Source organism: Caulobacter sp. X, from assembly GCF_002742635.1.
Taxonomy (GTDB): Bacteria; Pseudomonadota; Alphaproteobacteria; order Caulobacterales; family Caulobacteraceae; genus Caulobacter.
The window spans coordinates 1,771,051-1,796,232 of record NZ_PEGF01000002.1; the positions used below are offsets into that span (position 1 = coordinate 1,771,051).

19 protein-coding genes and 1 pseudogene are annotated in these 25,182 nt (G+C 68.7%); 10 read left to right on the forward strand and 10 right to left on the reverse strand.

All coding sequences use genetic code 11. The annotated features are described in order from the left end of the window. Positions 1-164 precede the first annotated feature (164 nt). The 4 genes from ribH to ribD are packed head-to-tail and all read right to left on the reverse strand — an operon-like array spanning position 165 to position 3,400. A complete protein-coding gene (gene ribH, locus CSW60_RS20815; RefSeq protein ID WP_004616632.1) occupies positions 165-620 on the reverse strand; it encodes a 6,7-dimethyl-8-ribityllumazine synthase in 456 nt (151 codons plus the stop codon). Positions 621-630: 10 nt separating this feature from the next. Next, positions 631-1,809, reverse strand: a complete 1,179-nt coding sequence (locus CSW60_RS20820) for a bifunctional 3,4-dihydroxy-2-butanone-4-phosphate synthase/GTP cyclohydrolase II (RefSeq protein ID WP_004616631.1) — start codon at positions 1,807-1,809, stop codon at positions 631-633. After that, positions 1,776-2,402 carry a riboflavin synthase gene (locus CSW60_RS20825; RefSeq protein ID WP_004616630.1) on the reverse strand — a complete coding sequence of 209 codons (627 nt, stop codon included), beginning with the start codon at positions 2,400-2,402 and terminating at the stop codon, positions 1,776-1,778. The genes CSW60_RS20820 and CSW60_RS20825 overlap by 34 nt, the downstream gene beginning before the upstream one ends. Then, on the reverse strand, positions 2,402-3,400 hold the full coding sequence (ribD, locus tag CSW60_RS20830) for a bifunctional diaminohydroxyphosphoribosylaminopyrimidine deaminase/5-amino-6-(5-phosphoribosylamino)uracil reductase RibD (protein WP_099538998.1): 999 nt from the start codon (positions 3,398-3,400) through the stop codon (positions 2,402-2,404). The genes CSW60_RS20825 and ribD overlap by 1 nt, the downstream gene beginning before the upstream one ends. A 144-nt stretch (positions 3,401-3,544) precedes the next feature. On the opposite strand from ribD, the gene CSW60_RS20835 reads away from it, so the two are divergent. The 3 genes from CSW60_RS20835 to CSW60_RS20845 all read left to right on the forward strand — a co-directional run bounded on the left by CSW60_RS20835 (position 3,545) and on the right by CSW60_RS20845 (position 6,197). Next, entirely contained in the window at positions 3,545-4,219 is a 675-nt protein-coding gene (locus tag CSW60_RS20835) for a GntR family transcriptional regulator (RefSeq protein WP_004616628.1), read from the forward strand. A gap of 194 nt (positions 4,220-4,413) precedes the next feature. Next, the gene (locus CSW60_RS20840) at positions 4,414-4,845 is read left to right on the forward strand and encodes a helix-turn-helix domain-containing protein (RefSeq protein WP_004616626.1); all 432 of its coding nucleotides are present in this window, start codon (positions 4,414-4,416) and stop codon (positions 4,843-4,845) included. Positions 4,846-4,928: 83 nt separating this feature from the next. Beyond that, positions 4,929-6,197, forward strand: a complete 1,269-nt coding sequence (locus CSW60_RS20845; protein ID WP_131368812.1) for a HEPN/Toprim-associated domain-containing protein — start codon at positions 4,929-4,931, stop codon at positions 6,195-6,197. Between the two features lie 24 nt (positions 6,198-6,221). On the opposite strand, the gene CSW60_RS20850 is transcribed toward CSW60_RS20845, so the two are convergent. Further along, positions 6,222-9,962, reverse strand: a complete 3,741-nt coding sequence (locus tag CSW60_RS20850; protein WP_004616622.1) for a hypothetical protein — start codon at positions 9,960-9,962, stop codon at positions 6,222-6,224. A gap of 426 nt (positions 9,963-10,388) precedes the next feature. On the opposite strand from CSW60_RS20850, the gene CSW60_RS20855 reads away from it, so the two are divergent. Next, on the forward strand, positions 10,389-12,635 hold the full coding sequence (locus CSW60_RS20855) for a ParB/RepB/Spo0J family partition protein (RefSeq protein ID WP_099538999.1): 2,247 nt from the start codon (positions 10,389-10,391) through the stop codon (positions 12,633-12,635). Positions 12,636-12,852: 217 nt separating this feature from the next. Further along, on the forward strand, positions 12,853-13,212 hold the full coding sequence (locus CSW60_RS20860; protein WP_004616620.1) for a hypothetical protein: 360 nt from the start codon (positions 12,853-12,855) through the stop codon (positions 13,210-13,212). On the opposite strand, the gene CSW60_RS20865 is transcribed toward CSW60_RS20860, so the two are convergent. After that, a complete protein-coding gene (locus tag CSW60_RS20865) occupies positions 13,209-13,628 on the reverse strand; it encodes a thermonuclease family protein (protein WP_004616619.1) in 420 nt (139 codons plus the stop codon). The genes CSW60_RS20860 and CSW60_RS20865 overlap by 4 nt on opposite strands. A gap of 125 nt (positions 13,629-13,753) precedes the next feature. After that, positions 13,754-13,912, reverse strand: a pseudogene (locus CSW60_RS24470) (DUF736 family protein); the annotation flags it as partial. A 464-nt stretch (positions 13,913-14,376) separates the two neighbouring features. On the opposite strand from CSW60_RS24470, the gene CSW60_RS20870 reads away from it, so the two are divergent. Both CSW60_RS20870 and CSW60_RS20875 read left to right on the forward strand, forming a co-directional pair. After that, complete coding sequence (locus tag CSW60_RS20870) at positions 14,377-14,697, forward strand: DUF736 family protein (RefSeq protein ID WP_035017008.1); 321 nt, start codon at positions 14,377-14,379, stop codon at positions 14,695-14,697. A gap of 374 nt (positions 14,698-15,071) precedes the next feature. Beyond that, positions 15,072-15,398, forward strand: coding sequence for a DUF736 domain-containing protein (locus CSW60_RS20875; RefSeq protein ID WP_099539000.1), 327 nt, complete (start codon positions 15,072-15,074; stop codon positions 15,396-15,398). Positions 15,399-15,402: 4 nt separating this feature from the next. On the opposite strand, the gene CSW60_RS20880 is transcribed toward CSW60_RS20875, so the two are convergent. Continuing rightward, positions 15,403-15,909 (reverse strand): helix-turn-helix transcriptional regulator, encoded by a 507-nt coding sequence (locus CSW60_RS20880; protein ID WP_099539001.1) that lies wholly within the window; start codon positions 15,907-15,909, stop codon positions 15,403-15,405. 180 nt (positions 15,910-16,089) lie between these two features. Here CSW60_RS20880 and CSW60_RS20885 point away from each other — a divergent pair, with 180 nt between their 5' ends. From CSW60_RS20885 to CSW60_RS20895, 3 genes are all read left to right on the forward strand, one after another. Then, positions 16,090-16,845 (forward strand): GntR family transcriptional regulator, encoded by a 756-nt coding sequence (locus tag CSW60_RS20885; RefSeq protein WP_099539002.1) that lies wholly within the window; start codon positions 16,090-16,092, stop codon positions 16,843-16,845. A gap of 553 nt (positions 16,846-17,398) precedes the next feature. After that, a complete protein-coding gene (locus tag CSW60_RS20890) occupies positions 17,399-18,055 on the forward strand; it encodes a lasso peptide biosynthesis B2 protein (RefSeq protein WP_099539003.1) in 657 nt (218 codons plus the stop codon). A 2-nt stretch (positions 18,056-18,057) separates the two neighbouring features. Continuing rightward, positions 18,058-19,902: an asparagine synthase-related protein gene (locus tag CSW60_RS20895; protein WP_099539004.1), complete on the forward strand. Its 1,845-nt coding sequence runs from the start codon at positions 18,058-18,060 to the stop codon at positions 19,900-19,902. Here CSW60_RS20895 and CSW60_RS20900 read toward each other — a convergent pair. Continuing rightward, positions 19,812-22,217, reverse strand: coding sequence for a prolyl oligopeptidase family serine peptidase (locus tag CSW60_RS20900; RefSeq protein WP_099539005.1), 2,406 nt, complete (start codon positions 22,215-22,217; stop codon positions 19,812-19,814). The two genes, CSW60_RS20895 and CSW60_RS20900, sit on opposite strands and share 91 nt — an antisense overlap. A 36-nt stretch (positions 22,218-22,253) precedes the next feature. Further along, entirely contained in the window at positions 22,254-25,139 is a 2,886-nt protein-coding gene (locus tag CSW60_RS20905; protein WP_236634325.1) for a TonB-dependent receptor, read from the reverse strand. Positions 25,140-25,182: the final 43 nt, after the last annotated feature.

Consider the following 25,182-nt stretch of genomic DNA (forward strand, 5'->3'; position numbering starts at 1 on the left):
GGCCGATCCTTCGGGATCGGCCGTTTTCGTGTCACCGGGTCAGCGTCTCCATCAAGGCCGCAGGGCAGGCGAGGGACCATCCCTGCGGCGGCCAGACCTTCGGCGCGTGGTCAAGGGCGTCTTATCGAGCGCTGTCTGACGTGCGCCAGCGTCCGAGGCGGAGATCAGGCGGCCTGCTGGGTGATCGCCTTCAAGGCCCGACAGGCGTCCAGGCAGGCCTTGGCGGCTTCACGGCCCTTGTTCTCCTCATCCTCACGGCTGCGCGCCTGGGCCTGTTCCTCGTCATAGGTGGTCAGGACGCCGAAGGTGATCGGGCGCTGGGCGTTCAGCCCCGCCGTCATCAGGCCATGGGCGACGGCCTGGCTGATGTATTCGAAGTGGGCGGTGTCACCCTTGATGACGCAGCCCAGACAGATCACCCCGTCGAACCGTCCGGTTTGGGCCAGGGTCTGGGCGATCAGCGGGAGTTCATAGGCGCCAGGCGCTTCGACGATGGCCTCGGGGGGCAGCACGACGCCCTCGGCGTCGAGGACCGCGCGGGCGCCCTCCATCAGGCCATCGACGATCTCGCGATTGAAGCGGCTGACGACCAGGGCGATGCGGGGAAGGTCGGTTGACATAGGGGGCCTTTCAGGCGGCGTGGCCAAGGTCGTGGCCCAAGCGGTCGCGCTTGGTGGTGAGATAGGCGGCGTTGTCGTCGGTCTGCCGGACCAGGACCGGCACGCGCTCGACGACCTCCAGGCCAGCAGCGGTCATCGCCTCGACCTTGCGCGGGTTGTTGGTCATCAGCCGGACACGCCCCACGCCCAGGGCCTGCAGAATCTGGCCGGCGGCCCCATAGTCGCGGGCGTCGTCCACGAAGCCCAAGGCGTGGTTGGCCGACACCGTGTCCAGCCCCTGGTCCTGCAGGGCGTAGGCGGCGATCTTGTTGGCCAGGCCCAGGCCGCGACCTTCATGGCCGCCGACATAGACCAGCACGCCGCCATCCTGTCCGATCCGGTCCAGCGACGCCCGCAACTGCTCGCCGCAATCGCAACGCCGCGAGCCCAGGGCGTCGCCGGTCAGGCACTCGGAATGGACCCGCACTAGCGGCGCGGCGCCATCACGGGGGGCGGCGATCAGGGCCAGATGCTCGGCGTCCTGCGTGCGGAACGCCACGACCTCGAAGGTCCCGTGTTCGGTGGGCAGGTTGGCGCGCGCCACCTCGGTCACCGCGCGCCGGTGTTCCACCAGCTCGGCGATCGAGACCACCGGCAGGCCATGACGGGCGGCGAAGGCGTCGAGCGAGGGCCCTCGCGCCATCGCCCCGTCGGGGTTCATGATCTCGCAGATCACCGCCGCCGGGCGCAGGCCGGCCAGCGTCACCAGGTCGATCGAGGCCTCGGTGTGGCCGCGCCGGACCAGGACGCCGCCGGGGGCCGCGCGCAGCGGGAAGACATGTCCCGGCGAGACCAGGTCGGCGGCCGTCGCGTCCGGCGCCGTGGCCGCCGCGATGGTCATGGCCCGGTCGTGGGCCGAGATGCCGGTGTCGATGCCGACCGCCGCCTCGATCGACACGGTGAAGGCCGTGCCGCGCCGGGTGCGGTTGTCGGCGACCATCGGCGCCAGGTTCAGCCGCTCGACGGCCTGGGCCTCCAGCGACAGGCAGATGAGGCCGCTGCCTTCCTTGGCCATGAAGGCGATGGCGGCGGCGTCGACATGCTCGGCGGCCATGACCAGGTCGCCTTCGTTCTCCCGGTCGATGTCGTCGACCACGATGATCATGCCGCCCGCCTTCAGGCGTTCGAGCGCTTCAGATAGGCGTGACATAGCCGCTCCGCATATTTGGCCAGCACGTCGACTTCGACATTGACGAGATCGCCGAGGCGCGCGTGCTGCAGGGTGGTGTGGGTCCAGGTGTGGGGAATGAGCGCCACACCGACGGTGAAGGGGGCGCCGGGCTCGGCCGCGGCGACATCGGTCAGGGTCATGCTAACGCCGTTCAGCGCGATCGAGCCCTTCTCGACGCAGTAGGGCCAAAGCGCGCCGGGCAGGGCAAGGCGCATGCGCCGGTCGTCGTCGCCGCCGGTGATGGCCACGATCCGCGCCAGGCCGTCGACATGGCCCTGCACCAGATGGCCCGACAGCCGCATCGAAAGCCGCAAGGCCCGCTCGAGATTGACGGCGGCCCCGACGCTCAGGTGCGGGAAGGTGCTGCGCGAAAGGGTTTCGGCGCTCAGGAAGAAGCTCGCCTCACCGCTGGCGTCCCGGTCGGTCACGGTCAGGCAGACGCCATTGACCGCGACGCTTTCGCCAAGGTCGAGATCGGCAAAGCCGGTGGCGAGGCCGATCCGCAAGGCGCCGTCGGCCTCGGGCCGCACCCAGCGGGTCTCGCCGACGGTTTCGATGATTCCGGAAAACATCAGGCGGCGATCTCCAGGTCTTGGGCCAGCAGGGTCTCGACCGGATCCACGCCGCCGCTCGGGTCAGCGGCCCGGATCAGCACGTGTTCGTCCCAGAGGCCGCTGGCCAGCACCGCGCCGCTCAGGGTCGGGCCGGCCTCGACCAGCACCTCCAGCGCGCCGTCTGCAGCCAGCTCGGTCAGCAGGCCCGGCCAGTCGGGGTGGACCGATGGGACAAGGCCCCGTTCGCGGGCCTGGACGAGATAGGACGCCGGCACCCGGCCGCGCCGATCGAGAATGGCCAGGCGGCGCCGGGTCGTGCGGGGGTCGGCCACCCGCCGGACGGTGAACCAGGGATTGTCGGCCAGGATCGTGCCCGAGCCCGTGACGATCGCGTCGGCCCGGCGGCGCAGGCTGTGCGCTAGATCCAGCGAGGCCTCGCTGGTGAAGGTCTTGGACCCGGCCGGCGGGATCATCGCGCCGTCGGCGCGCAGCGCCTGCTTGACCGTTACCCAGGGGCGTCCGGTTCGCACCCGGCGGGAAAACGGGGCGATCAGTCGGGCGCAGCGCCGGGCCAGGGCCGATGCGTCGGGATGGGGAAGGTCGGCTGCGAAGCCGATGATGAGGCCAGCATCGCCCAGCGCCTGGGCGCCGCCGCCGGCGACAGCGGGGTTGGGGTCGCGCGCGCCGATCCACACCGCGCGAACCGGGCTGGCCAGGATCGCCGCGACGCAGGGCGGGGTGCGGCCCTGGTGGTTGCAGGGCTCCAGCGTGACCACCAGCGCCGCGATCGCGTCCAGGCGGCCGGCCTGGCGGCACACGTCCAGCACGGCGGCCTCGGCGTGGGCCAGGCCCGCGCCGTGATGGGCCCCGACCGCCAGGATCTCGCCATCGGCGGCCAGCGCGGCGCACCCGACGGGCGGATTGGGCGCGGTGGCGCCGGCCAGGGCCGCGCCGGCCAGGAGGGCCTGGTCGAAGGCGGCGGCGACGGCGCCGGGGAAGGGGAGGGACAACGACATGGCGGCGACTTAGGGCGTCGCGTGGCGCCGGGCCAAGCGCTCGTCGCCGATTGAAAACCTTACATTTTAGAGCCCATCACAAATGACGCCGCCGCGTTTTGTCCCTAGGAACTTGGCCATGAAGTCGTCGATCGCGCCCCGCCCATGAAGGGGCCCCTCAATAGCGTCGCGCCGCACGGCGCCTGGTCGCCCGGTCTCCAGAAGACCCGGCTCTACGACCTCCTCCTGCAGGACATCATCCTGGGTGACCTGCCGCCCATGCAGGTCCTGGAGGAGAAGGCCCTGGCCGCGCGCTATGCCGGCGGGGTGGCGGGGATCCGCGACGCGCTCGGCCGCCTCGCCATCGAGGGCCTGGTCGTGCGCCGGCCGCGCGTCGGCACCATCGTCGCCCCGCTCGACGTCGCCGAGATCGAGCACGCCTTCCAGGTCCGGCGCATGCTGGAAGGCCGGACGGCCGCCCTGGCGGCGCGCAATCGCCGTCCCGCCGACATCCTGGCCATCGTCGACGCGTTCGACGGCGCCGAGGCGGCGATCGCGGCGGGGGACTTTCGCGCCATGCTGGCCATGGACCTGGCCTTCCACCGCGCCGTCGCCGTCGCCGCCCAGAACCCGACCCTGGCGCGGTTCGTGATCGCGCTGCAGAACGTGGCGACCCGGTTCTGGATCTGGCAGATGGAAAAGCAGTCGCCCGAAAGCCAGCTCGAAGACGTCGCCCTGCATCGCGGGCTTGGCCAGGCGATCGCCGAGGGCGATGCGGCCCTGGCCGAGCGCCTGTGCGAGCAGCTGATCGGCAATCCGCCCAGCGGCGAGTCGAGCTGACCCGCCGGGCGGATCGTTGTCCTGATGGCTTCGAGCCGTCCTCGGGACGGGCTTCAGCTGCAACTTAATCGGGCCAGCCTTTCGCGTCTGGGCTGAAATCGAGCCCCGCGCGACCGCCGGCTGCTGGCCAGACCGCGCGAACACCGCTCAACCCAATTTGTCCTTCGAGCAGATTTCCACTACGGAGCGTCGCCGTGACATCCGAACCATCGCCCCACTATGTCGACCTGCACGTCGGCGCGCGTCTGCGCCTGCGCCGTAAGGCGATGGGTCTCAGCCAGTCCGCCGTCGCCGACGCCGTCGGCCTGACCTTCCAGCAGCTGCAGAAGTACGAGCGCGGCGCCAATCGGATCAGCGCCTCGAAGCTTCACGCCCTGGCCCACGTGCTGACGACGTCGGTGAGCTGGTTCTTCGACGGCTTGCCTGACCCGGTGACTCCCGACAGCGCGCTGAACGAAGAGGGGCAGCGGGCCTCGCGCGTGGTCCAGGCGTTCCTGATGTCGTCGGAAGGCCTCGAACTGGCCCAGCAATGGCCGACCCTGCGCGGACCTGCGCGCCGTCAGATCCTGGGGCTGATCCGGGCGATGGCCGAGGTGGACGATGCGGGCGAGGACGCCGCCGCCTAGTCCGGGTCGATGACCGTCGCCAATACGCTCACGGGCGACTTGAACCCTCCGCCCAGGCGCCGCTCCATGACGCCATGGGCTCGATGATTCACCTCACCCTTGGCCGGATCACCCTGGATTGGGGCAAGAACGAGGGGTTCACAAACCATAGCGCCCTGTTCCGGCCAGGCGACCTGACCCAGGTGCCCTACTACTACGCGGCCGATGAGGACGATCCGAAACGCACGCACCTGCCGCTCGTCACGACCTCGGACGACTTCAGCTACCGGCTGATCACGAAGATGCAGGAGGGCTACTCGGCCCCGCTGAGCGTCGTGGCCCGACGCCTGCTTCTCCTAGGCCATACGGACGCCTTCTGTCGCGACGAGTTCGAGGCGCTGGGCGAAATGGTGTCCTGTCGCCACGACTTCACGTTCGACGAGCTGACGGCGATGCTCTCGACAGCGGACTTCAGCACGGCGGCCTTCGCGCCCGATAAGGGTTCGGAAGAGTTCACCGAGTTCTTTTTCGACCATGTCCTGCCGATCGCGGGGCCTGATGGCGCCGGTCGGATGTTCTCTCAAAGCCGTCGAGACAGCGATATCGACGGCTTGACGCCCTACACGATCATCCGGCTGCTAGCCGCCAACCCGACGGCTCAGCAACTACCCGTGACGTGGCAGTTCGCCGATGTCGCCGAAGGGGGCTGGGCGCCGCGCGCGTCGTTTGACGCCCCCTTGAAGCAAAGCCGCCGGTTCCTGGTGGTGACCGAGGGGTCATCCGACGTGAACATCCTCAGGCACGGCCTGAACCTGCTCTATCCGGACTTGGCCGACTTCTTCGATTTCGTCGACATGCAGGAGGGCTACCCGTTCTCCGGCACCGGCAATCTCTACAATTTCATCCGTGGCCTGATCAGCATCAAGATCCAGAACAACATCGTGGTCGTCTTCGACAACGACAACGAAGGCGTGTTCAACTGGGAGCGATCGTCGCGCCTGAACGCGCCGCCGAACATGCGCATCGTCAAGCTGCCCGATCTCGAGCGCTTCAAGGCGTTCCGGACCCTGGGGCCTTCCGGCGAGCATGTCGGCGACATCAACGGCACGGCCGCCGCGATAGAGTGCTACCTCGATGTGGGGCCCGCGCCGACGATCCGCTGGACAAGCTATGACCACAAGCGCGAGCGCTACCAGGGCGTGATCGTGGGCAAGGAAGAACTTCAGAAGGCCTTTCTGGCCCAGAAGCAGGTCGATCCCGACTACGACTACTCTGGCCTGGAAGCGATCTTGGCCATGTTGACGGCTGAATGCATCGCGATCACGGAGCAAGAGGCCAAGGCCGTGTTGGCCGCCGAGCGCTTCGACGCCTGACAGCCTGAGCAATGACCGGGCGGACTAGACGTCACGCGCATTGCGCAGGCGCACCTCTCGGTCTTCTCGCTCGGCGTCATGGCGCCAGGTCGCCTCCATGGCTTTCAGCAGCCTTTGCGTCCGAGGCCATGACTTGGCCGCCGCCGCCCAGGCAGCATACTGGTCGGCCAGATCGCGCTCCTGCTGGCCGCCATCATCCATACCGCGTGTGGTGACGCCGCGCTTGTTGAAGCGCTCGATCCGAACCCCGGTCTCCACGTCCTCCGATTTCGCCCGCTCGATTTCGGCGGCGACGACCGGTCCCGGCCAGAATGGCTCTACCTGGGTCGAGTGGGCCAGGGCGTGGCCGACATATTGGTCGGTGATCGGCGCGCGGCCGTTCTCGCGCCCCAGAGCGCGGACGGTGTCGACCCAGGCCGAAAGGACGTCGCTGTCGACTCCTTCGTCCGTTGCGCCGGGCAGGGTGTCGAAGTTCATCAACAGGCGGAACGACTGGGTCGCCGACGAGATTTCCGCTTCCGACGCATTCTCGGAAGGGGCCTCTCCCTCGGCCCTGAACACCGTCTTGATCAGTTGGAAGAAGAACTCTGGGCTCTCGGCCATGTAGCGGTAGATCGTCAGGCTTCGCTCGCCGTGCTCGATCAAGGGCAGCAGCGCGAACTCGCGCGCGGCCACCACGTCCACCGAAGCGTCGGGCCGTGGGTCCAGCGCCCCCAGGGCGCCTTCGACGTAGAACGCCGTCATAGTGTCGGCCTGGACCCGCCCGTCATTGACCTCGGAGACGAGAGCGTCGAGCATCCGCAGGATCACGCTCGTCGGAAACTCGTCCCATTGATCATAGGCGGCGCGAAGAGCGGCGCTGGCCCGGCCGACCACCAGATAGAAAAGGGCGCCTTCCAGGACGTCGCCGGCGGCCAGACGCATCCCGGGCTTGTTGCGCCAATAGGCGATGGCGACATCGTCACCCAGCTCGCCGACGAAGGCCCAGGTCTCCGGCGTGTCCGGCCAGTGTAGGCAAAGATCAGCGACCGCCTCAGGCGTGGCGCCACTGCCCTGGACCTGGAGGATGACCTCCTTCCAGGCGGCCTGGCTTTGCGGTTGGTCCCGAAACTGATGATAGCTCACCCCGCTCAGCATCCGCGCGAACGTGAGCAGGCCGGGATCCTTCAGCGCTGTCTGGAAGAGGGCGAAGACATCCTGCGGATCTTTCAAAATGTCGGTAATGGCGATGGCGACGTCATAGCCCGTCTCCGGAGCGCCGCGAACGACACTGAGCACACCCGCTGGGCCTAGGGCCTCGTACAAGGCCGCCAAGGCCTTTTGCCGCTGCGCCTTGAGATCGGCCATCGCCTGCTCGTAGTCGCGCATCGCCATCGGCATGTCGGTGAACAGCGTGCGGGTGGTCACCACCAGGTCTTCCGTTCCGAACCGGCTGGTCACGGCCTGGTAGGCCCGCAATTCGTCAGCCTGGATCGCCCACGCGGTGGATGCGAACGCTTCGTGGCGCTTCAGCTCCTTGCGCAGGGCGTGCCAGACCTCGGTCCGGTCCTCGGTCGACATCGCCGCGCGGACCATATCCAGCCGCTCGAAGGCGAGCGCGCGATGGTCCGGCGGCAAATCGACCAGTCGCCGGATCAGGGCGACCCAGCGTTCGGCGCTCGCGCCGGCCTGGTCGATCAGCGTGGCCGTGACATACCGGGTGCATTGCGCCAGCAGGCCGTGCGTCATGGTCTCGCGATCACCGCCCCCGTCGCGCAGCCTGGGCCGGACCGTGGCGAGGGAGGTGTCCTGACGGCCGGGCAGGATATCCAGGAGCAGTTGCCATCCAACGTTCGGAGAGGTCGCCAACAAATCCTCGAGCACATCGCGGCGGTCTTCCCAGGATGCGTTAGTCCCGGGGTTCCAGAGCAGGAAGATCGATCGCAACGTGCTCTTGGGCCTGTTGGCGTAGCGGCCGCCCGGATCGATCTCGGCCAGGCGCGTCAGGGCCAAGGCCACCCGCCCGAACAGGTCGGGCGACCAGGCCAGGGCTTCCAGCGCCCAGAGGACATTCGTGTAAGCGCCCGATCGGCCGAAGGTGTCTCCGCTTTCGGCAAACAGGGCCAGGGCCTTAGGCTGTTCCCCCTCGAGCAAATGCTCGAGGGCTTCCAGGAAAGGGTCGGGTGCGGCCTCCGCCAGGACGATCAGCTCGTCGCGCAAGCTGGCCATCAGGCTGGCGTCAGCCTTCAGGCCGGGGAGGTTGGAGATCAGATCGTCGACATAGGCCTGCGGTGTCTTGTGCGGGACGTCGAGGTGGGCTTCCTCGTGGAGCAGGGCGATTTGCAGGAGAGTCTGGGCCATCCCCTTACGGAGAAACCGACTGTGGCTGTAGCTGTCCTCGACCGGCGCAAAGGCATCGTCGGACGGCGCGGCCACCTCTGAGAAGACCGCGGTGGCGACCTTCTCGAACCGTTCGAGATCGTCCTGGGTGAGCCACTTTCCAAGCTGGACGAACGCATCGACGGGCGCGCGCGTCAGCCAGATTGGATGCTCGCGCTCAATGAACGGGTCCTGTTCGGCCAGAAGCGGCTGCAGCGTCCGCATCAGGTCGATGTAGCTTCCCGGCTCATTGAGGTCGCCGAGCCGATCCCGGTCCGACTCCTGGTCGGTGTTCCAGCTGCCGGCCAGCATGGCCGGCAACAACTCGCGCCCCTTCTGGGCCCAGCGCGGGGGCTCGATGTTCTCCGCCGGTTTGCGCCGCGCCAGGATCGTCACGCTGCGGCTGATCGTGCGTGCCAGGTCTCGACCTTGCTGGCCTTCGAAACCCATTGTCTTAAGGGCCGTGGCCATCTCCTGGACCGTGGGTCTGGGCAGGACCGCTTCACGACGACCGGGCTGGTCCTGGCCCAGCGCGATCACCGTCGGACCGGCGCTGGCCAGGGCGCCGCTCATGGGCATGGCCGCCTCCGTCGGGAGGAAGACGAGATCCTTGTAGGCGAGGAGCTGGCGGGCGGCGTCATCGGTGCGCGGCACCAAGGTGCGCGCTTCCAGGTGCTGGCGCTTGTCGTCGGGGGCGCGACGGATGGCTGCGACAGCGAAGGCGATCACTTCGCTCGGGGAATCGGCGATCAGGGGGTAGCGGCTAGGATCACCCAGAAGCGCCTGGATCAGGGTTTCGGCCGCGCGCTCACGCCCGGCGAGGATCACGTCCTCGGTCAGCGGGGGATCGAACCGGCGTGAATAGAACTCCCAGTATTCGTCCGTGCTCAGCGCCCCGTCCTTGGGGTAGTTGCCGATGACCTGGCGCGCCCATTTCGACGCCACGGCCGGGCGCTCTTCGAGCCAGGTTTCCAGCTGGACGCCGTCGATGAGCCGCACGTCCTTCCACACGTACTCGGCCTTCAGCGCGTCGACGAAATCGTGCAGCTTTACGGTCGGGGTGTCCCAGGTCTGCGGAGTAACGAAGACGAAGGTCATCGTCTTGCGCTTGTCCTCGTCGATCTCCTTGGAGCGTGTCTCGAAATCCTTGCGGGCCTTGGTTGAGATCGCCTTCTCGGCGCCGAATTCCCAGATCGAACGCCCGTCGGGCACGAACGGGCTGGTCACCGCTGTCTCGACCACGCCGTCGAAACCACGGACCCGGCCCTTGTCGCCTTCGGGGAACCGGTAGTGGCTGATATCGGACACCGTAGCGCGGATCAGCGCCCCGACGAGGCCAGGTAGGCTGGACGGTCCCTGCGTGGTCCCGGCCCAGGTTTCCAGATGCCGCGCGGTGATCCATTTCATCGGACGCTTCTCCACAATCTGAGCGTGGCAATAGCAGGCCTGTCGCTCGTCGGTCGAGGGCAGCGTAAGCGATGAAGGTAGACTGACGCTGGCGATAGAGCGCGGTCGAACAGGCGCGTGTTAGGGCGACGACGGATGATCGTGCACCTGCGCGAGCCGCACCGTCGCCTTGACCGAGCCCGGCCGGACCCACCGGAAGGGTTTTTTCGGGCGCTCCGCGCCCGTGGGCTTAGGGCTCCGCCCCCAGCGCGCTTCGGATCGCCTTCCGCCCAGCTTCGGTCGCGATGGCAAGGATCGCCTCGCTGGCAGCGACGACCTGCAGCCGGGTCCCCGCGAAGGCGCCCCTCCGCTTCACCCCCGACCTCGCCGGTGGGCAGGGTTTCAGGCGCGCTTTGCGCCTGCACCCCTGTCCCAAGGAGGCAGATCATGACTACCCCTCACAGCCCAGCGGCCCCGCAAGAGCCGACCCCGGCGCCCAAGATCGGCGGTCTCGTCGTCCAGTTCGGCGAGGTGCGGGATATCCCGCTCAATCGCCTGAAGGCCTCGCCCAAGAACGTCCGCAAGGTCAGTCACACCCCGACCGCCATCGAGTCCCGCGCCGCCTCGATCTCCTACAAGGGCGTTCTCCAGCCCCTGGTGGTCGAGCCCGAGATCAAGGACGGCCGCGAAACCGGCTACTATCTCGTCAGCGCCGGGGAGAGCCGCCGTCAGGCCCTGCGCCTGCTGGCCCAGCGCAAGGCCGTGGCCAAGGGCGCGCCGGTGCGGTGCGTGGTCGATACGACCAACGACCCGGCCGAGGTGTCGCTGGATGAGAACTTCAGCCGCGAGATGCTGCACCCGGCCGACCAGTACGAAGCATTCAAGGATCAGGCCGACCGCAAGGGTTACAGCGCCGAGGAGATCGCCGCGCGCTACGGCATCAAGCCCGACATCGTGCGTCAGCGCCTTCGCCTGGGCGCGGTCGCGCCCGAACTGCTGGACCTCTACCGCGAGGAAGTCCTGACGCTGGAGCAGGTGACGGCCTTCGCGGTGAACCCGGACACCGAGCGTCAGCTTCAGGTCTACAAGCAAATGTCGCCGCACGGCCTTCAGCCCTACGCGATCCGTCGCAGCATGACCGAAATGAAGGTTTCGGCCGACGACCGGCGCGTGGTGTTCCTGGGGCTGGACGCCTATGTCGCGGCGGGCGGGCCGGTGCTGCGCGACCTCTTCACCGAGAACAACGCCGGATGGATCGAGGACGTCGTTCTCCTCGATCGGCTGGTCGCTGAAAAGCTCGCGGCCCTGGCGCAGGACATCCGCGACCGCGAGGGCTGGAAGTGGGCCAGCGCTCATCTGGAAGTCCCGCACGGCCACGGGTTCGGGCGCATCTGGGAGCACCTGCTGACCATCGTCGGCAAGGACAGCGCGACCATGGCCGCACTGCAGGCCGAAGAAGCGGCGCTGACCGACGAATGGGCCGATGTCGAACCCCTGCCGCCGGAAGTCGTCGCCCGCTTCGAGGCGATCGCCGACGCCCTGGAAAGCTTCACCGACGTCTACGGCCATACGCCCGAAGAGAAGGCGCGGGCCGGGGTGATGGTGGTGCTGACGCCGTCCGGCGAGGCGCGGATCGACCGAGGCTTCGTGCGCCCCGAAGACGAGCCCGCGCCTGAGGAAGAGACGGCCGAGGAGGACGCGGACGAAGAGGCCGCCCATCCTACCCCCGAGCAGGATCGCTTCCTGGACGACGACCAGGACCAGGACCAGGAAGGCGACGGCGAGGTCGAGGCCGAGGCCGAGGAGCCCGCCGGGGACCCGGCCGCGCCCCTGCCCGAACGGGTGATCGCCGAACTGACCGCCCATCGCACCGCCGCCCTGCGCGACGCCTTGGCCCAGAGCCCCGATCTGGCGCAGCTGGCGATGGTCCACGCGCTGGTCAGCCGGGTGTTCGCCCTGGGCGCCCCGGCGACCTGCCTCGACATTCGGTGGGGCTCGCGCAACCTCAACGACTTCGGCGAGGGGATCGAGGACAGCCCGGCGGGACTGGCCATCGCCGAGCGCCACCAGCTTTGGGCGCGGCAGGTCCCGCGCGCGCCCGAGGACATCTGGACGTTCATCGTCGGCCTCGACGGCGACAGTCGCGCGGGCCTTCTGGCCCACTGCGTGAGCCTGACGGTGGATGGCGTGCGGTCGTGGGAGCGCAAGGACCGGACCGTCCTGGGCCATGTCGAAACCCTGGCCACGGCGCTCGATCTCGACATGCGCGCGTACTGGAAGCCGACCGCCGTCCGCTATCTCGACCGGGTGACCAAGGCCCAGATCACCGCCGCCGTCGCGGACGGCGTGTCGGGCGAGGCGGCCGAGCGCCTCTCCGGCATGAAGAAGCCCGCCATGGTCGAGACGGCCGAACCGCTGCTGGTCGAAGCAGGCTGGCTGCCGGTCCTGCTGCGCACGACCAGCGCACAGCCTGCCGAGGTCGGCGCCGAACCCGGCGGAGAGGTCGAGCCGCCTTCGCAAGCCGAGGCGACCATGACCGGCGAGGAGGACACCGCCGCGCCTTCGACCGGGTCTGAGCCGCATGGCGAGGGCGAGCCGCCGCTCTGCGATCTTGACGCGGTGTTGTCGGACGCGGTGGTCCTGCCCGACGACGACGAGGCCAGGGTGGAGGCCCTGCTGACGGCGGCGGAGTAGGGGATGGGCGGCCGAAAGGCCGCCCATCATCCTGTATGGACGGGGGCGGCCGATCCTTCGGGATCGGCCGCTCTGGTTCCAACGGGACAATGGATCAGGGGCGGAGGAGGGGGGCGAGGGTCCATCTCTGCGACGGCCCGGTTCGCGGGGAGCATCCTGTCAGCGACGATGACGCCGCAGCCACGCTGGCCAGGAGACTGAAAAGACAAAGCTGTGGATGTCGTTGGCGCGGGCCGGATCGCTCGGCGCCCCCTGGTTGGAATCGTCCTATCCCGGCCCGATGATCACCCAAGCCGAGATCGACGCGCTCCTGGCGGCCATGCAGGCCGAGTTCGACAAGACGGGCGACGATGGGGATCGGCCCGGACTGATCTCCTTCCAGCGAGACGACTGGGTTGGGATGGCGCTGCCGACCTGCTGCACCTCGCCAGCACGCGGGATCCGTTATCGCGGCATCCAGATCAAGGTCAGCAAGGAGCGCGAGACGCGGGTCTGGACGCGGGCCGAGGCCCTGGCCCTCGGCGAGATCGCGGAGTCGTTCGAAGACCTCAAGAGCATCGCGGACGCCAAGGTCTAGCGCGCCTTGCGTGGCGCGGCGCCCGGCGCCCAGGCGCCGCGCCCGGCCGCCTTGGCTTCGGCCTGGGCCTCCGTATAGGCGCCCTTGCTGTAGGCGCGCCACTCTGTGGCCAGGCCCGACCGGATCATGGCGGCGTTGAGATCGGGCGAGGCGCTCGACCAGCAGCGCGCCACCTGTCGGCCATAGCGGTCCTGGTCGACCACGCGACACCCCACGCGTTCGCGCGTGAGGCTGACGAGGAGGTCCCGCGCGTCGTAGGCCAGCGGTTCCGCCGGCGTCTTGCCGCGCCGGACCTCCGGGGCGTCGACACCGAACAGTCGGATGGAGGTCTTGCCACAGCGCAGGGTGTCGCCGTCATGCACATTGGGCGCGGTGCAGGCGATGATCCCGGCGGACAAGATGGCGAGCATGGTCATGCTGGCCGTCTAACCTGCGTCGCCCGTTCGCTCCAGGCGCCTGCCAGGCCGTCCGGTAACCTCGTCGTCAAGTTAATGGCCCGCCGCGCCCGCCCCGCCGAATCCGCGGGGCAGGGCCGGCCGCCTTAGTCTTCCCTGGAGCCATTGCTCGGCGACCAGATCATCGTCTCGACCTTGTCCATCTCGACTAGGGTCACGTCGACCACGCGGCCGAACGAAGGATTGTCCGGATCGACCGAGCGGTAGACCGGGCCTTCCTCGCTGGGCTTGAGCCAGGCCGCGCCCGGGTCGGCCCCGCCGCACGTGTGTGGAAGTCCGGGGGGCTGTCGCTCGCCTAGTCGACGACCGGGCGGATCGGGACCTTCTTGTTGAGGCCTAGGGTGTCGAAGCCGCCCGTCACCAAGCCTTCAGATCGGACGGTGAACACGCCGTCGGCGGACATGAAGGTCTCTCCAAAAGATCTTCGCCGGGCGCGTCGAGCGCGTTCTCTTCTGGCCTGATCTGACCGGGGATCGGTCCGTCCCCGCAACCTTGGCTCTGGCTTTTCTTCCCCTGGGGCCGCGCGCCCCATTCCTCGCGAGGCAAGAAACTTCGACGCCTTTGGTCCTCCGCCGAGGCTCCGGGAGCGCGCCCACAAACCTGCCATGAACGGGCAGGGCGCGCCCTGCGGGGCGGACTTCGACCCCGGTCCAGCGATCGCCATCGAGGCCGCGATCGGCGCGGCCCGGACAAGATCGGAGAGACCACCATGTCCACCATCGGCATCTTCACCGCCAATGCTGACGGCTCGTTCACGGGCGACATCGACACCCTGGCCCTCAAGCTCAAGAAGGTCCAAATCCGCCCGGTCGCCGACAAGGCCAGCGACAATCACCCGGACTACCGCATCACCTGCGGCAAGGCCAATCTGGGCGCGGCCTGGCTCAAGACCAGCAAGGAAGGCAAGGTCTATCGCTCGGTCCGCCTGGACGATCCCTCGTTCGGCCGCCCGATCGACGCCATCCTGATCGAGATGGACAAGGTCGAGACGATGATCTGGTCGCGCAGCAACGGCTCCAGGGAAGACTAAGGCGGCCAGCCCGCCCCGCCGGTTCGGCGGGGCGGGCGCGGCGCGCCGGCGACTTTTAGGGTGTCTGTCGACGGCCTGGCGGCGGGGGGACCCGCCGATTCCACGCCATGGCCTGTCTTCCTACGACGAGGGCTTCGGGCGCCTTGAGGGCCTGCTTTCGCGGGCTCAGAACCTTTGAGCGGGTCACGCGAGGACGCTTCCAACCGCCCGCCCAGGCGTCCAATTCGCACCCGCGCCGTCGTCGTGCTCTCGTCCCCCCGGAGCCCGACGAGGCGGCGGCTCGACCAACCAGCTCACCTCCCCCCAGCTGGTCCTCGAGCCGCCGCCATGACGGGCCGTTCGGCGCCTTCTAGGGGCGGGCTCAAGGATGACCCATGTTCACCATCGGACACTTCCGTCGCGAGGGCGACGGCTTCACCGGACGCGTCGATACCTTGGCGCTCGATGTCACCGTGACCCTGACGCCGGCCGAGAAGTTCTCGGCCAAGGCGCCCGATTACATCGCCCATTCCGGCACGCGCGAATGTGGCGCGGGCTGGCGCGTCAGCGACGCCAGCGGCGCTGTGGTGAGCATCAAGCTCGACGATCCCAGCTGGCCCGAACCGATCAGTGGCCGCCTGATGGCCGCCGAAGACGGCGTGCTGCCGTTGGTCTGGTACCGGCGCGCCGATCCGCCCGCCGACAAGCCGCCGCCGGCTTGATCGCCTAAGAGGTCCCCGGATCTTCGGGAGCGGGCGGCGAGGGGCGGTAGGCCTCGGCAATCGCCCGCTCCAGCCACTCCTCGGTGCTTTCGGTGCGCTTGGCCAGGTACGCCTCGACTTCCTCGAAGGCGCGCCTGAACGCCGCCAGGAACAGGGCCGGCGGGACCAGCGTCAGCCGCGCCCCGACCCGATCTCGAAATTCCTTGAAGGCGATCCAGAAGGTGGAGAGCAGCTTGTTGTCCATCGTCTGGACCGCCAGCTCGGGGTCGTCGAAGGTCACCGCCAGGATGTTGCCGATGGCGTCGTTGCGCGCGGCCGAGGCGAACAGCCTGATCTTGTAGAGATCGAGTTCGCCCTTGCCGGCCTCGAAATCCTGGTAGGTGCGTGGGGCCACGCCCATCTTCTCGGCGACTTCGGCAACCGTCATGCGCCGTTCCTTGCGCAAGGTCTTGACGATGTGGGCGAGCTGACGGGCCTGGCGTGCAAGCGGTCTTAACGGCGACCCGTCCATGCGACGCTCCAACAAAAGCGGACAACTTAAGAGCGACTATAGCGGCCGCTTCTGCTTCGTCGAGAAGGCGACGGCCCCTACGGTAAGAATTTGTCTGACTAGGGAAGCGTTGCCTTGTGTCGGTGCTTCGGTCGTCCGTTGGCGGACGGGTTCCCGCGTTAATTTCGGCAGTAGAACGTCATGGCCCACGCGGGCATCCAGACACCCGCACCTTCCAGAGGGCGAATCCGCCGGGTGGGAGAGGGCGGAGCCTGGAAAATCGACGATCGATCGCCGTCGCGCCTCGACGCGTCCAGTCTGCCGGAGAAGACTCCGTGCCCGCCGAAGTGGGAGAGTGTGGTGGGGCGTGACCGGGACCCTTTTGACAGGACGATTGCGTTTGTCCGCGAGCGCGTTGCGACGCTTCCCCCGCTCCAGGGGGCGATGATCCCGATCAACGCGCTGGCCAAGCAATTGAACCTCAGTCAGACGCCCGTGCGCGAAGCGCTCGCGACGCTGGCCGGGGAAGGTCTGATCCTGCGAGCCGATGCGGGCTACGCCGGCGCCACCCATGATCCTCGGTCGCTGGCCGGCCAGTACGATCTGGCCGAGCTTTTGGCCAATCGCGCCGTCCAGCTGATTGGCGGGCGGCCGGTGGACCTTACCGATGCGGCATCTTTCGAGGCCGGTGTCGCTGTCATCGTGACGGCCGCGGACCAGGCGGCGCTGGGGGAGGCCTACCGGCGCGTAGCCGCGCAGTTGACGCCTTTCACCAACGCCGCCGCGACCGTCGCGGGGGACGCAGAGGTCAGTCTCGAGGGCCTGGTGGCGGCATTTTCGGGACAGGACGCTCGCAAACGCAGCCAAGCCGTTCGAGGTCCGCTGCAGCGTCGCCGCAGGTTCGCCGACCGAATTCTCGTCGTGGCTTTGGGCCTCCGCTCAGTCCGCCAAATATAGGTTTGAATATACGTCCTGATGGTCGTGTGCTGGTGGAGCCGCAATTTGCGGCTGCACAACGACGGAAAGGAGAATTCCAATGCGTGACTCGTTCAAGCTGATCTGCGTGGGCTCCGCCAAGGCCCTGACCCAGGACGGCAGCGGCATCCTGGTGCCCGAGGTCTTCCAGCCGGACGCCTACTCCGGCATCTGACCGGCCCGCCTCCGGCGACGGCTTGTCCGTCGCCGGATCACCGGCGAGGGCGCTCATTGCACCGTCGTCGTACGCCGGAAGCTGAAGCGACCGGCCCCAACCGAGAGTCTCCAAGATGACGACCTTCAAACTGATCCACCTGGGCGCGGCCTCCGCGCTCACCCAAGACGCCACCGGCACCATTCTGCCGGAGATGTTCACGTCGGAACGCTACAACCCGGCCTGAACGTCGCCACGCTCGCTTCGGGCGAGCAACCTGGCTGAGCGGGCAGATGCTGGAGACTTCTCCATAGCGATCTGCCCGCTCTTGCTGGCCGCGTCCGGCCAGCCGTCCTCTTCCTCAAGAATCCGGAGCGCGCCATGGGGCTGCGTTTGGCCGACGGCGTGCATGCCGTCCTGGTCGGGTCCGACCTTGTGCTCTTCAGTCCGCGTGACGACGCCTACTTCTGCCTGCCCCTTCCCGAGGGCGCGCTGACCCTAGGCCAACGTTCACTGCGCGCTGAGCTACCCGGCCTTGGCCAGGCCTTGGTCGAGTCCGGACTGGTGGAGGCGGCGCCAGAGGCAGCGCCGGTCTGCGGCGCCGAGTTGGTCGTACCGAGCCGCACGGCACGCCGTTTAGTCGATGAACAAATCCGCAGCATCGATCGCCGGCCCAGGCTGCGCCACTGGCGGGCCCTGGTGCTGGCGATACTGGCGGCCCGTCGGGGCAGGTCCTGGTCGATGGCGCGGCTGGTCGAGCGTCACGGTCCAGCCCCGGACCGTGCGCCCTCCTTACGCCTGCTGTCGGATCTGACCGTCTACCGACGACTGTCGCCCTGGCTGCCGGTCGATGGCCTCTGTCTTTTCCGCAGCCATATGCTCCTGGCCTATCTCAACGCTCTGGGGCATGGCGCACGCTGGATGTTCGGGGTGCGGACCTGGCCTTTCCGTGCGCACTGCTGGCTTCAGGTCGGTGACGTCGCTCTCGACGACGAGGCCGAACGCCTCTGCGCCTACGCCCCGATCATGGCGGTCTAGCCGTGGGCTATCTCGTCCTGACCCATGCGCCGGGTCGCGCCGCCGAAGCTTTCGAAGCCATGGTCGCCGACCTGACCACACAGTCCGAATGGACCCTGGCTTTGAAGGCCTACGCCCTGGCCGTCTTCGTCAGCGGCGGCGCGCCGCCCTTGGTCACACCGATCATCGGCCTAGCCGGCGTCGGTGGCGTGCTGGTCGGCCGAGCCTTCGATCGCGCCGCCACCGACCGCGGCGAGACGGCCATGGCCAGGCTCGACGGGCTGGCCGATGTTGATCCGCTTGAGGCCTGCAAGGTTCTGGTGCAAGGCGCCTGGGGCGACTATGCCGCCGTCCTCGTCCCGCGCCGCGTCGACCCTCCGGTGGTGCTGGCCGCGCCGATGGGCGCGCTTGGCGTCTTCTCCTGGCGGCGTGATGAAGTCTGCCTGGTCGGGTCGGGCGTGCCCGATGGCCTGGCCGCGCCGCAGCGGCTGGCCATCGACTGGACCCTGGTCAGCGACATCCTGGCCGAGCCGCCCAGAGCCGGCGCCGCGCCACCCCTGTCGGGTCTGGCCTGGACGCCGCCGGGTACGTGCCGGCACGGGCCGCAGGGCGACAACCTGACGACATTGTGGTCGCCAGCCGAATTTGCCCGGCGTCGGGCTCGACGACCGGAGACGCGCTCTGCCGACCTGGCGCCGGTGCTGGTGAAGGTGGTTGACGCCTGTGTCGAAGCTCATGCGCATGGCGCAGAGCGGATCTTCTGCGAAGTGTCCGGCGGACTCGACTCGTCCCTGGTCGCCACGACCTTGGCCACGCTCGGCCGCCAGCCCGTGCGCCTGGCCAACTTCTTCCGCGATCAGGCCGAGGCGGACGAGCGCATCTACGCCCAGGCCGTGGCCGACCAAATCGGTGCGCCACTGACAGAGCTGGCGCGCGCACCGATGACCATGAGCGTGGAGAGCGTGGCGTTCTGCGCCCGTTCGGTTCAACCCAACTTCAACGCCGTCGACATCGAGTACGACCTGCTGCTGGCCGGGGCGTTCGAGGCGGCTCAAGCCGACGTCATGTTCACCGGCCACGGCGGGGACGTGGTCTTCCTGCAGATCGGCGCGCCCGAGTTGGCGGCAGACCTTCTGCGGGGCGAGCCGTGCGAGGGTGGCCGCCTCGCACGGCTCGGCGACATCGCCCGGCGAACACGCCGGTCCGTCTGGAGTCTGGCTTGGCAAGCCACTACGGGGCGCCCCGGCACGGGAGCGGCCGAGCAGCTGATCAGCCGCACGACGGTCATTCGGGCGCGGGCGCAAGGCAAGGGGCACCCGTGGATGCAGGATCTGTGGGGGCTGGCGCCCAGTAAGCGCCTGCAGGTCGCCGGGCTGGTGCTCAGCCAGCGGGTCTTTCACGAAACCCTCCGCGGCGAACAGTTGCGCCTCGCAAACCCGTTGCTCAGCCAGCCGGTGGTGGAATTCAGTCTGTCGACGCCATCTCCGCTGCTAAGCTCGGGCGAGGGGGAGCGGACCCTCGCCCGCCAAGCCTTCGCCCATCGTCTGCCAGCCGCGATCGTCCAGCGCCGGTCGAAGGGCGACATCAGCGTGTTCTTCGGCAAGAGCTTAGCGGCGAGCGCCGACTTCCTGCGGGCCTTCCTTCTCGACGGGCGGCTCATGCAGGAAGGGCTTCTGGATCGCAACGCGCTCGCGGCAATGCTCGAACCGGAGGCGCTGATCTGGCGAGACGCTTATGGACAGATCCTCGCGGCCGCGATCCTGGAAGCTTGGGTGCGTCACTGGGAAGGACGGATCGCCTCCGGCTTCGCCGTGCCGCCGGGCTCATCGCCCAAGGCGTCGCGCAAGAATGCAAAGGCGCGCGCATAGAGGTCTCGGACATTTCCGGGACTGATCATCACGTGCTGTTCGCCCCGGTACTCCAGGAGCTGGGCGTCCTTGCCCAATCGATAGAGCGAGGCGAACATCGCGCGGACCTGGCCTGGATCGCTGTCGAGGTCGCCGACCACGAGCATCACCGGCGCAGTGATCTTGTCGACCTGCAGGGCCGGGCTGTTGCGGACGTAGCGGTCGGGATCCGTCCAAGGTGGGACGCCCATACGGCCCTGGCCGGTCTCCGCCCAGCGCAGGCGCGAGGCGATCTGCAGGAAGGTCTCGGGCATGGCCATGGCGACACCGGGCAACGGCGCGTGGCGAGCGATCAGATTGGTGACCGGAGCGGTGGCGATGATAGCTTGGAAGCGCGGAGACTCCACGCCGGCCGCCAAGGCGCCGTAGCCGCCATAGCTCTGGCCCCAGACCGCCAGGCGCTTCCCGGAGAGGTTGGGGTGATTTATCCGGGCCTGATCGACGATGGCCAACATGGCGTCGGCCAGCCCCGCCATGGGCTCCTTGTCCAGGGCCAGGGGAAGGCTCGGAACGATCACCGCGTAGCCGTTAGCGGTCATCAGCGGGATGTTGGCGTCGAACTTCAGTTCGCCCGGGCCTTCCTCGGCCATCGGCTGGACGTAGGTCGTTCCGGGGTAGGGGACGACGATCACCGGCAAGTCGGGCCGGTCAGCGCCGTCCGGCGGCAGATAGAGCCAGCTCGTCAGCGCCTGGCCCGCCGCGCCTTTGTGATGGATCGGGATCGGCGCGCTGAAGTCGACCGCCGCCAGGGCGGCGTTGATCGTCGTCAGCGGCCGATCGGCCAGGCCGGGCCTGGAGAGGACGAGGGTTCGCACGCCATGGGCGTCGCGGGTCTCGCCCAGGACCGCGCCGGCCCGGGGCGCGAGCGCCAGCACCCGGGTCGAGGGGGGCAGGTCCGGGAGCGGCCTGGTCGCGCCATCGGCGTCGACGAGCGCGGCGCCGGTCGGCGCTTCGACAACCACGGCCTGACCCGTGCGCCCGCCCAGCGGCGGCGCGGTCTCGATCGGCCGACCCGGCGCGGACCGGGGCGGGGTGTCGCCACGCACGCTTACAAGGCCGCTCAAGGTGCGCAAGAGCACACTGCCGCTCGCGGTCGCGGGGATCTGGGAGAGGACCCCGGATGCGCCCGCCGTCAGGTTGACCGGTCCCTTGGCGGTCAGCCGCCACCAGTCCAGGCGCGGCGCCGAAGCGGTGCGGCCCAGCACGATGGGGTCGCGGCCAGGCCAGGCGACGCCGGATTCAGGTAGGAAGCGCCCCCCGACGCCGACCGAGACGGTCGACGACAGCAGCGTGGCCTGGCCGCGCGCGGAAAAGCGCCAGTACCGCGCCGCTTTCCAGTCCTCGCCGTCCCTTCGGGCCGGGGCGGCGAGATCGCGGCCGTCCGGCGACCAGGCCCAGACCAGAGGTAGGAGATCGCAGGTCGGGCAGGGCGTGGCGACCCGCCCACTGTCCAGGTCGATCATCACCAGCCGCCGGCGCCGCTCGGCCCCAGGACCCAGCACCGTCTGGGCGTCGGGCAGGATGGTCTCGGCGTCGGCCTGCACCGCGGCCGTCCGCCCGCCCGGTGCCAGGCTGAGCGCCCCGAACGGCCCGCTCGCCACGACACGCGTCGTCCCGGTCACCGCATTGACCAGGACGAGATCGGTGGCGGGCGCGGGCGGGTTCATGTCGGCAAAGCGACCCGCCCCGAGGGCCACGCCGGCGCGTTCGCCTCGCGCCGCCGCCGCCCAGGCATCCTGCGTGCGCGCCTGGACCAGCCAGCCGCGGGCCAGCAGGGTCGAGGCGGCCTCGGGCGGGCGGGTCGTGACGACGATCTCGCGATCGTTGCGCCACAGGGCGCTGGTCCACCAGACCTCCGGTTCGACGTGCAGGCCGGTCCAGACCACGGCGCCCGTGGCCAGGGTGACGACGCCCAGTTCGCGCCGCCGGTCCTTCAGGCGAAAGACCATGACCTTGTCGCCGCTGGGCGAGAGATCGCCCAGCGTATCGCCCGCACCCGGCTCCGGGGGGAGCAGCGGGCGGGGTGCGGCGTCGCTGGCCAGGTCGACGACGAAGAGGCGGCCCAGGCCTTGGGCCACCAGGAAGTCGCGGTCGAAGCGCTGCGCGGTTTTCCACGGCGCGAACGTCTCATAGACCAGCCAGCGGCCGTCGGCCGAAAAGGCCGCGTGGCCGGTGTCCTCCAAGCTCAGGAGGTCCTCGACGGTGAAGGGTCTGCCCTTGGCCTGCGCCGTGGTGGCCACGGCGCAGGCGAGCAGAACCGCTGCGAAAACTCGCATGGCGTATCAGCTCCGGATGTCGGGAAGGTCTTGGGCCTACCAGGCCTTGGTCAGCTGCAGGGCGACGACGCGTCCCGTCGGCTCGTAGTTGGCCGGGTCGTAGCCGACCGCGCCGCGCGAGTCATAGAACGGCGGATCCTGCGCGAAGAGGTTTTGCGCGGTCAGGGCGACCACCACGCCGCGCCAAGGACCGGTCTTGGCCGGCGAGGCGTACTGCACTTGCAGGTCCGTCGTCGCCTGGGCGGAGACCTTCGGTCCGTTGGGGTTGCTGAGATCCCCGGTGTAGTTGAGCGACACGGTGGTGGTGATCGGGCCATGGATCCAGGAGGCCCACAGGCGCGCGCGCAGGTCGGCCGGATTTTCCACCACGCCGGCCAGCTCGACGGAACTGGCCGAGGCGGTGATCCGCCGCCGGTAGTGCATCAGCCAGGAGATGTTGGCGTTCAGCACCACCGGATCGCCGGCCACGCGCATCGGATAGGCGCCGGACACGTCCACGCCGCTCACCTCGAAGCTGCCGGTGTTGACGTACCGGGCCTCGGCGATCGCTTGGTAGGCGCTGGCCGGATAGGCCGCCGCGGCGCTGGCGCTGGCGGTCGCCAGGATCGATTGGACCAGGGCCAGGTCGGCCGGGTTCGTGGCTGGCGTGATGAGGGTGCGGAACGGAGCCAGGTCCGGCGCGGTCAGCACGGTGGTGATGTTGTTGATCGCCGGCTGGCCGATGCGGTCGTTGAACTTGGTGTCGAAGAAGGTCGCCGATACGCGTCCGCCGCCCCAGGCCTTGGGCGCCAGTTCCGCGCCGGCCGTCCACGACTTGGCCGTTTCCGGGCGCAGGTTCGGGTTGCCGCCGTAGCGGAGCAGGGTGAGAATCGAGGTCGTGCCGTTGCTGATGAACACCGGCGTGGCCTGCTGAGGATCGTTCAGCTGGCCCAGCGACGGCGCGCGAAAGGACTCCCCGTAGGTGGCCTTGACCGTCAGCCCGTCGACCGGCGCCCACAGCGCCCCGACCTTTGGCACGGTGCTGGACCCACCGACCTCATAGTGTTCGCGCCGCACAGCCAGGGACAACTCCAGCCGCTCCAGGCCCGGACGGCGGAAGTCACCGCCAAACAGCGGAACCCGTGCTTCGGCGAAGAGCGAGGTGACGTCACGCTCGCCGCGCCGCGTGAACGAGGCGATCGGCGCCACAGTGCTGGAGAGGCTCGTGCCGGTGCTCTTCAGGCCCTCGGTGCGGAACTGCGCACCAACCGCCAGGCGCACCTCGCCGGCCGGCAGGCGCACCAGTGCGCCGTCGGCCGTGGCGCTGACCGTGTCGAGCAAGCCGATCGTGGCGCGCTTTTCGTAGCCAGACAGCACAAAGTCGAGGATCGCCTGCTTGTTGCGGCCTTGGCCGATATAAGGGTTGAAGTAGCCGTCGCGCGCGGCGCTGTAGGGCGTCAACGGATTGTCGGCCAGATTGCCCAGGGCCTCGTTGAGGTAGGCCGAGTTCAGGACATTGGTCGACAGGCTGTTCTGCAGCTCTTCGCCATGCAGCGCGTAGATATCCAGGCGCCAGTCGCGCGGCAGTTTTACCTTGGCGCCGATCGACATCGCCCGGCTCTGCACCTCGCCGGTGCTGTAGAGGCCGCCGGCTTCGTTCTGGAACGAGTAGGCGATGCTGTTGGACGCCGCCCCGTTCGGCGACACGAAGTAGGGGTTCTTGGCGCTCACCGTCATCAGCGTCTGCGGCGGGGTGACGTGGGTGTTGTAGCGGCGGTCGCTGTAACGGGCGTCGGCGCTCAGGGTGACGCGGTCGCCGACATCCTGCGTCAGCGCCAAATAGGCGCTGCCGCGCTCCTGGGTCGGCAGGATGTCGAGGGTGGCGCGGTAGTTCTGCCGATTGACCTGGCCCGCGATGAAGTCGCTGGGCTTAAGGGCAGTGCCATCCTGACCGGCCGGGATTGCCCACATCGGCACGGATTGGCCGGTCGCTGGGTCGATACCCATGACGTTACCCGGCTGGCCGAAGATCAGCCGGCGGTCCGTGCCGCCCAGGGACCGGAGGTCGGCGTTGGCAGTGAAAGAGCGGTCGAGCGCTCGCAGGCGATTGCGCCGTTGATACTCTGCGCTGAGCAGCACTGATCCCGAACCCCACGCATGGCCGTAGGTCTGAGCGATCTGGCGCTGGCCGGCCCCGCCCGCTGTCGTGCCTCCGATCCGAGCCCGAGTCTCGGCGCCGTCGTAGCGGTCGCGCAGCACGATGTTGACGACACCGCCGACGGCGTCCGAGCCATAGAGCGCCGAGGCACCGTCGAGGAGGACTTCGACGCGCGCCACCGCCGCCAAGGGGATCGAGGAAACGTCGGCAAAGTCGCCCATGAGCCCTGAGCCGGCGATCCGGCGGCCGTTGAGCAGGACGAGCGTGGCGTCCGCGCCAAGGCCGCGCAGGTTGAAGCCGGTAGCCCGCGTGTCGTTGGTCGTGGTGGGATCCGTCGCCGTGGTGCGCGCGTCGTCCGAGGCCGAACCGCCGAACGCTTGCGGAAGCGACGTCAGGGCGTCGGCCAGGGTGGCGTAGCCGGCCCGATCGATCTCGTCGCGGGTCACCACCAGGACAGGCGAGGGGCCATCGGCTGCGCCTCGGATGTGGCTGCCGACGACGACCTCTTCGAGCAGGGTGCTGTCCTCGACCGACATGGCCTGAAGTGGATCGGCGGCGGACGCCATCAGTTGCTCGGGCGCGGAGGCCGCGACGGGCGTCCGCGCCGCGCGCAGGACGAACTGACCGGGCTGCGTCTCGACGATTTCAACCGCGCGGCCGACCAGAAGCTTTTCGAGCGCTTGGCGAACCGTGAACCGACCCGTCAGCGCGGGCGCGGTCATGCCGCTGACCAGGGCGCTGTCGAAGACGATGTTGGTGTTGCTCTGCGCGCCGAGTGACAGCAACGCCTTGTCCAGGGGGCCTGATACGATCGCGACGTTGACGCCT